Below are 8005 nucleotides of genomic sequence, written 5' to 3' on the forward strand. Positions count from 1 at the left end.
CCGCACCCCCGGCCCGGGCTCACGCCCCGTCCCTCACTTCGGCAGGTGGCGGTCTGCGAAGTCGAGTTCCAGGCGGATCTGTTTGATGCGTTCGTCCACGACCAGGGAGCCGTGGCCCGCGTCGTAGCGGTAGACCTCGTGGACGGCGCCGCGGGCCTGGAGGCGCTTGACGTAGTTCTCGATCTGGCGGATGGGGCAGCGGGGGTCGTTGACACCGGCGGAGATGTAGACCGGGGCCTCGACCCGGTCTACGTAGGTGAGGGGGGAGGACGCCTCGAAGCGTTCCGGGACCTCCTCGGGGGTGCCGCCGAGCAGCGTGCGGTCCATGGCCTTCAGCGCTTCCATCTCGTCGTGGTACGCCGTGACGTAGTCGGCGACCGGGACCGCCGCGATGCCCAGGGTCCAGGCGTCCGGCTGGGTGCCGAGGCCGAGCAGGGTGAGGTAGCCGCCCCAGGAGCCGCCGGTGAGGATCAGGCGGTCGGGGTCGGCGAGGCCCGAGGTGATCGCCCACTCGCGGACCGCCGCGATGTCCTCCAGCTCGATCAGGCCCACCCGGTGCTTGAGGGCGTCGGTCCACGCGCGGCCGTAGCCCGTGGAGCCGCGGTAGTTGACCCGGACCACCGCGTAGCCGTGGTCGACCCAGGCGGCCGGGCCCGCGGCGAAGGAGTCGCTGTCGTGCCAGGTGGGGCCGCCGTGGATGTCGAAGACCGTGGGAAGGGGGCCGGTGGCGCCCGCCGGCTTCTGGACCAGGGCGTGGATGCGGCCGCCGGGGCCCTCCACCCACACGTCCTCCACCGGGACCGAGCCCGGGGATCTCATGCCGGGAGGATCCAGGACCACCCCGCCGCTCGTCGAGCGCACCGCCGACGGCTGGGCCGCCGAGGACCACAGGTACTCCACGCTGCCGTCCGGGCGGGCGGTCGCCCCGGAGACCGTGCCGGACGGCGTGGGGATCCTCGTCAGCTCGCGCGTGGCCAGGTCGTAGCGGAACAGCTCGCTGCGGGCCTCGAAGCTGTGCGCGACCAGGAGGCCGGTGCCGTCCGGGTACCACTCCGCGCTCACGTCGCCGGGCAGGTCCAGGGACAGGTCCGTCTCCTCGCCCGTCGTCACGTCCCAGACCAGGGGCTCCCAGCGGCCCCGCCGCTGATGGCCGACGAGCAGCCGCGCGTCCCCCTCGACCGGGGCGAAGCCCAGCACCTCCAGGCCCAGCTCGACCGTCCCGCCCTTGGTGTCGTCCAGCTCGGCGACCGCCGTACCGTCCGCGCGCAGCACGCGCAGCGCCGAGTGCATCGCGTCGCCGTGCTCCGTGTGCTCGATGGCGATCAGCGTGCCGTCGTGCGAGAGGTCGCCCACGCCCGCCGACTCGCGGTGCCGGTAGATCTCCACCGTCGCCTCGCCCTCGCGGGCCAGGTGGAGGGTCGTGCCCTCCTCGTCCGTCGAGCGGCCCACGACCGCCGTCCGCCCGTCCCGCCCGAGCGCCAGCCCCGCCGGGTACGACGACTCGAGACCGGGCACGGCCGCCTCGTCGGCGCCGCCCTCGAAGGCCTGCCGCCGCCAGATGCCGAACTCGTCGCCGTCCTTGTCGTCGAACCACCAGATCCAGCGCCCGTCCGGCGAGAGCACACCGTCCGTCGTACCGTTCGGCCGGTCGGTCACCTGCCGCTGCTCACCCGTCGCCCGGTCCCAGGCGTACAGCTCGTACGTCCCTGTCGCGTTCGACACGAACAGGGAACGCTCCGGTGCGTCCTCCGCCCAGTCCGGCAGCGACACGCGAGGCGCGCGGAAGCGCTTCTCCCAGTCCGGCATCTCCTCGATGAGCGCCCGCCGGTCGAGCTGCTGCGGCGAGCCGGGCCCGTTGCTCTCAGTCATGACCCCATACTGCCTGGTCCCACCGGCTACCGCGCCGACCGGTCTCCCCAGCCTGTGGAAAAAGTGGCCCGGCGGGCCACCCCGCGGCCCGGGTGAGGCGCACGGCACCGTACCGTTGAGGGCGTGTACCGGTTTCTGCTGACGCCCCGCTGGTGGGGCATCAACGTCTTCGCGCTGCTCGCCATCCCCTTCTGCATCTTCATGGGCTCGTGGCAGCTGGGCCGGTTCGAGGCGCGGGTGCAGGACCACCGGACCGCCGGCGAGCAGGCCGCCACCTACCGCGACGAGGCACCGCGCCCGCTGGACGAGCTGCTGCCGGTGGACAAGCGGACCTCCGGCATGCAGACCACCGCGACCGGCCGGTACGGCAAGCAGCTGCTGATCCCGGACCGCGAGCTGGACGGCAAGCGCGGGTACTACGTGCTGACCCTGCTGCGCACCGGCTCCGGCAAGGCGCTGCCGGTCGTACGCGGCTGGCTGCCGGGGACCCCAGGGAACACGGACGCGGCGAAGGCCCCGGCACCGCCCACGGGCGAGGTCACGGTCACCGGTGCGCTGCAGGCGTCCGAGACGCCGGGTGACAACGGGGTCAGCGCCCGCGGCGGACTGCCGTCCGGGCAGACCGCCGCGATCAGCGCGGCCTCGCTGGTGAACCTCGTGCCCTACGACGTCTACGACGCCTGGGTCACGCTCAACCGGGGCGACTCCGGGATGGCGGCGGTGCCGGCGAAGGCGCCGAGCAACACCGGACTGGACCTGAAGGCGTTCCAGAACCTCGGCTACACCGGTGAGTGGTTCGTCTTCGCCGGGTTCGTGGTCTTCATGTGGTTCCGGCTGGTCCGGCGCGAGGTGGAGGCGGTACGGGACGCGGAGCTGGAGCTGGGGGCCGAGGAGGAGCAGGCCGCGGCGGTGTGAGCCGGGCCTGCTACGGCGCCGGCAGCACCCCCGTGCGATAGACCGTCCCCGCACACGCGTTGGACACCGTCGCCGACACCGCCGGTGAGCCCGCCTCCGCCGTGTAGGAGACCACCACGCTGCCGTCGGCCGGGCCGTCCGCCCTGAGCGTCTGGGGCGTGTGACCGGAGTCGCCTTCGGTGGTCGTCGCGCCCGTCGTGCCCGTGGCGCTCGTGCTCTGGGTCGGGGTCGGGTCGGGTGAGGGCCCCTCGGTCTCGCCGCCGGAGCTGCCGCCGTCGTTGACGGGACAGGTCTGGGAGGGCACCCAGGCGAACTTCACCTCGTACGCCGCACCGGGCGCCAGAAGCAGTCCCGGCGCCTCCGTGGAGGGGTCGGGCAGCCCGGCCGCCGCGTCGCCCGGGACGTGGTTGACCACGCTGATCATGGTGTCGTCGGCCGCGCCCTGCGCGAGGTGGCCCACCCTGCCCGGGCCGCCGACCGAACAGTTCTCGGACGAGACGTTCACGATGTGGAAGGTGCCGTGGACGACACCGGCGGAGTCCGGCGCCTCGACCGTGGCGTTGGCGGAGCCGAGCTGGGAGGCCGTGCACGTGGGCGTGCCGCTGCCGGAGCCGGCCGAGGGACTGCCCGCGTCGCCGACGGGGCCGCTGCCGACGGTGCCCGTGCCGTCCTTCCGGCCCTCCCCGCCGCCGCTCCCGCCCTTGTCGGCGGCCTTGCCCGAGGGGTTGTCGATGCTGCTCTCGCCGCCGTCCGGACTCTTCCCCCGGCCCGTGCCGCCGTGTGCCTCGGAGGCCTGGCCGGCGATGGCCGGGTTGGCGTCGGAGCCGGTGGACTGGGAGACGTGCACGAGGGCGGGGACGGCGGTGCACACGAACAGGGCGGCGGCGGCCATGCCGACGGCGGCCTGGCGCTTGCGGGCGCGCCGGGCCGGGACCGCTCGCCGCAGGTGCTCCAGCGCGCCGTCGCGCGGCTCGACGTCCTGGACCGCCTGGTGCAGCATCCTGCGCAGTTCCAGCTCGTCCGAGTCGAACCCGTCGAGGCCCGGTTCGTCAGGGCTGTTGTTCACGGTTCCGTTCCCAGAGTGCGATTGCGTGTGCTCGTGTTCTTCATGGTGCCGTGCCGGCTCCTGCCGGGCGTGGGGCTCGTGGGCGTCGCGCTCCTCGTCCTTCTCGCTCATGTCCGCGCCCCCATCGCGACTCGCAGCGCCGCGATGCCCCGTGAGCCGTACGCCTTGACCGATCCGAGCGAGACCCCCAGGGTCTCGGCGACCTGCGCCTCGGTCATGTCCGCGAAGTAGCGCAGCACCAGGACCTCGCGCTGGCGGCGCTGCAGGCCCTTCATCGCCTTGATCAGGGAGTCGCGCTCCAGCTGGTCGTAGGCGCCCTCCTCGGCGCTCGCCATGTCCGGCATCGGTTTGGACAGCAGCTTCAGGCCGAGGATGCGGCGGCGCAGGGCCGAGCGGGAGAGGTTGACGACCGTCTGCCGCAGGTAGGCGAGGGTCTTCTCCGGGTCGCGGACGCGCTTGCGGGCGGAGTGGACGCGGATGAACGCCTCCTGGACGACGTCCTCGCAGGAGGCGGTGTCGTCGAGGAGCAGGGCGGCCAGACCCAGCAGTGAGCGGTAGTGCGTGCGGTAGGTCTCGGTGAGATGGTCGACGGTGGTGCCGGCCGCCACGGTCTCCTCGGCGCCGTCACGCTGACTGGGTATGCGGGCGGACCGCGCGGTGGGCATGGGCGCGATCACCGGAACGCCGCCGGGCATGCCGGGCACGCGGGGACGGAGCGCCGCGCGCGCCGGCCGCAGGGCCGTACCGCGGGTCGCCGCTGGGGATGTCCCCCGCTCGAAGAGCCTGGGGGAAAAGTCGAGAACCTCTGCCACGCCAGTTGGACTCGTCTGCCCCCGCCGGGGTTGTACGTGCCGGGCATCACTTTTGCGTCATGTGAAGCGTCCGGCGTCGATCTCGCAGCAGGCGGCACAACAGAACGTGCCTCATATGCCCTCATGCGTCCCGCTCATCCCCTAAGCCTGAATCACCGGGGCGTCCCCACGCCCCGCAGTGTCTCCACGCCCCCGAAGGGCGACGGCAAAGACGCTCCCCGCCCTTGGCGCGGTTGCGCAGGACGGGGAGAGAAATCTTCCGCCGCCGGGACGGCACGGATCAACTGGTCCGAACCACTGGCCGAACCATGATTTTCACATGGATCCTACAAATAAAGCAGGGGGCAGCCACGGGATTTCCGCCGGTGGCCCGGTTGTGCGACAGGAGTCACGGCGCTGTGAACGACGCCTCCGCGGCCACCAGTTCCGCGATCTGCGCCGTGTTGAGCGCGGCGCCCTTGCGCAGGTTGTCGCCGCACACGAAGAACTCCAGCGCGGTGGGGTCGTCCAGCGCCCGGCGCACCCGCCCGACCCACGCCGGATCGGTGCCCACCACGTCGGCGGGCGTGGGGAACTCGCCCGCGGCCGGGTCGTCGTACAGCACCACCCCGGGCGCCGTGGCGAGGATCTCCCGCGCCCGGTCCACGGTGACCTCGTCCTCGAAGCGGGCGTGCACCGTCAGGGAGTGCGTGGTGATCACGGGCACGCGTACGCAGGTCACGGCGACCGGCAGCCGCGGCAGGCCGAGGATCTTGCGGGACTCGTCCCGCAGCGCCATCTCCTCCGACGACCAGCCGTCGTCGCACAGCGTCCCGGCCCATGGCACCACGTTCAGCGCCACCGGTTCCGGGAACGGCCCGGTGTCGTCCCCGACCGCCCGCCGTACGTCGCCGGGGCTGGTCCCCAGTTCCGTACCCGCCACCAGGGACAGTTGCCGGCGCAGCGTCTCCACGCCCGCGCGTCCGGCCCCGCTGACCGCCTGGTACGAGGAGAGGACCAGCTCGCGCAGGCCGAACTCGGCGTGCAGCGCGCCCAGCGCCACGATCATGGACAGGGTGGTGCAGTGGGGGCTGGAAACGATCCCGCGCGGGCGCCGTCGCGCCGCGTGCGCGTTGACCTCGGGCACGACGAGCGGTACGTCCGCATCCGTGCGGAAGGCCGCGGAGTTGTCCACGACGACCGCGCCCCTGGCCGCCGCCACCGGCGCCCACTGCCCGGCGACCTCCGCGGGGACGGCGAACAGCGCGACGTCCACCCCGTCGAAGGCGTCCTCGGTGAGCGCGACCACCTCGACCTCCTCGCCGCGCACGGCCAGCTTGCGGCCGGCCGTGCGAGGGGGGTCCCCCCTGCTCGAACGCAGCTGAGAGCTTGGGGGAGAGGCGATCAGACGGATCTCGCCCCAGACGTCCGCGCGCTGGGACAGGATCGTGAGCAGGACCCTGCCGACGGCTCCGGTCGCTCCCACGACCGCGAGCGCCGGTCGGCCGGACGGCGTCATCAGCGGCCTGTGCCTCCGTAGACGACGGCCTCGTCGCTGTCGGAGTCCAGCCCGAAGGCGGTGTGCACGGCGCGCACGGCCTCCGGTACATCGTCCTTGCGGGTGACGACCGAGATACGGATCTCGGAGGTCGAGATCAGCTCGATGTTCACGCCCGCGTCGGACAGCGCGGTGAAGAAGTCGGCCGTGACGCCGGGGTTGGTCTTCATGCCCGCGCCGATCAGGGAGATCTTGCCGATCTGGTCGTCGTAGCGCAGGGACTCGAAGCCGATGCCGGGCCGGTTCTTCTCCAGCGCCTCGATGGCCTTGCGGCCCTCCGCCTTGGGCAGCGTGAAGGAGATGTCCGTCAGGCCGGTGGAGGCGGCGGACACGTTCTGCACGACCATGTCGATGTTGATCTCGGCATCGGCGATCGTACGGAAGATGGAGGCGGCCTCGCCGGGCTTGTCGGGCACGCCGACGACCGTGATCTTGGCCTCGGAGGTGTCGTGTGCGACACCGGAGATGATGGCCTGCTCCACCTTCTTGTCCCCTTGCTGAATCGGCTCGCTGCTGACCCACGTGCCGCGCAGCCCGCTGAAGGAGGAGCGGACGTGGATCGGGATGTTGTACCGGCGGGCGTACTCCACACAGCGGTGGAGCAGCACCTTGGACCCGGAGGCGGCCAGTTCGAGCATGTCCTCGAACGAGATCCAGTCGATCTTCCGGGCCTTCGTCACCACACGCGGGTCGGCGGTGAACACGCCGTCGACGTCGGTGTAGATCTCGCACACCTCGGCGTCGAGGGCGGCCGCGAGCGCCACGGCGGTGGTGTCGGAGCCGCCGCGCCCCAGCGTGGTGATGTTCTTGCCCTCCTGGCTGACACCCTGGAAACCGGCGACGATGGCGATGTTGCCCTCGTCCAGCGCGGTCCGGATGCGGCCGGGCGTGACATCGATGATCCGGGCTTTGTTGTGGACCGAGTCGGTGATGACACCCGCCTGGCTGCCGGTGAACGACTGGGCCTTGTGACCCAGGTTTTTGATCGCCATGGCCAGCAGTGCCATGGAGATCCGCTCTCCGGCGGTCAGCAGCATGTCGAGCTCGCGCCCGGCAGGCATCGGGGAAACCTGCTCGGCGAGATCGATCAGCTCGTCCGTCGTGTCGCCCATCGCGGAAACGACCACGACAACGTCGTTGCCGTTCTTCTTCGCTTCCACGATTCGCTTGGCGACGCGCTTGATGCCCTCGGCATCGGCTACGGAGGAGCCTCCGTACTTCTGCACGACAAGGCCCACGTGCGCTCCTCGCTCAGTCCGTGTCTCCCGCACATACGCAGATGCGGTGCGGTCGGCTCAGTTTATCGAGCGTCCGAATTTCCCCCTCCGCGATACCGCATCGTGAGATGTCCGCCGCCCGCTTTCCAGGACGGCTCATGCCCAGGGCGTGGAACGTCACGCGAAAAGTGGGAAGGGTCACAGAGAAGGCCTGCGTCAGGTCACGTCACCTGGCGCAGGCCCAGTGGTTCCGCGATTTCCTCCACCATGACCCTGCCGGCCTCGAATTCCAGGGTGTCGTCGCCCATGCCCTGGTCGGTGTCCAGGCCGTCCAGTTCCTCCAGGGGCTGGTTGAGGCGGACGTGGGCGACCAGGGACTGCAGGGCGCGCAGGGTGGCGGAGGCGGTGGAGCCCCAGTTGGAGAAGTAGGAGAACTGCCACCACCACAGGGCCTCGGTGGTGCGGCCCGCGCGGTAGTGGGCCATGCCGTGGCGCAGGTCGGCCACGACGTCCGCGAGGTCGTCGGAGCGCCGCCGCGCCGGGCGGCCGGCGCCGACCTGTGCGGATGCGAGACTGACCGTCGGACGTC

The 8005-nt window shown here is 71.7% G+C and carries 7 protein-coding genes; 1 reads left to right on the plus strand and 6 read right to left on the minus strand.

What is annotated here, in order from left to right:
- Window positions 1-33: 33 nt before the first annotated feature.
- Window positions 34-1869 (minus strand): S9 family peptidase, encoded by a 1836-nt coding sequence (locus C1I97_RS25835; protein WP_111005570.1) that lies wholly within the window; start codon window positions 1867-1869, stop codon window positions 34-36.
- 123 nt (window positions 1870-1992) lie between these two features.
- Between C1I97_RS25835 and C1I97_RS25840 the strand changes: the two genes are divergently transcribed.
- Complete coding sequence (locus C1I97_RS25840) at window positions 1993-2784, plus strand: SURF1 family protein (RefSeq protein WP_111005571.1); 792 nt, start codon at window positions 1993-1995, stop codon at window positions 2782-2784.
- A gap of 10 nt (window positions 2785-2794) precedes the next feature.
- On the opposite strand, the gene C1I97_RS25845 is transcribed toward C1I97_RS25840, so the two are convergent.
- The 5 genes from C1I97_RS25845 to C1I97_RS25865 form a co-directional block, all read right to left on the minus strand.
- The gene (locus C1I97_RS25845) at window positions 2795-3961 is read right to left on the minus strand and encodes a hypothetical protein (protein ID WP_111005572.1); all 1167 of its coding nucleotides are present in this window, start codon (window positions 3959-3961) and stop codon (window positions 2795-2797) included.
- The gene (locus tag C1I97_RS25850) at window positions 3958-4662 is read right to left on the minus strand and encodes a SigE family RNA polymerase sigma factor (protein WP_441349149.1); all 705 of its coding nucleotides are present in this window, start codon (window positions 4660-4662) and stop codon (window positions 3958-3960) included. The genes C1I97_RS25845 and C1I97_RS25850 overlap by 4 nt, the downstream gene beginning before the upstream one ends.
- A 388-nt stretch (window positions 4663-5050) precedes the next feature.
- Window positions 5051-6160 carry an aspartate-semialdehyde dehydrogenase gene (locus C1I97_RS25855; protein WP_111005573.1) on the minus strand — a complete coding sequence of 370 codons (1110 nt, stop codon included), beginning with the start codon at window positions 6158-6160 and terminating at the stop codon, window positions 5051-5053.
- Window positions 6160-7437 (minus strand): aspartate kinase, encoded by a 1278-nt coding sequence (locus tag C1I97_RS25860; RefSeq protein ID WP_111005574.1) that lies wholly within the window; start codon window positions 7435-7437, stop codon window positions 6160-6162. Before C1I97_RS25860 ends, C1I97_RS25855 begins: the two co-directional genes overlap by 1 nt.
- A gap of 200 nt (window positions 7438-7637) precedes the next feature.
- Window positions 7638-8005: DUF5063 domain-containing protein (locus C1I97_RS25865; RefSeq protein ID WP_441349150.1), on the minus strand; the 368-nt coding region annotated here is incomplete at its 5' end.

Origin of the sequence: Streptomyces sp. NTH33, assembly GCF_003236365.1 — a bacterium.
In the GTDB taxonomy this organism is placed as follows: Bacteria; Actinomycetota; Actinomycetes; order Streptomycetales; family Streptomycetaceae; genus Streptomyces.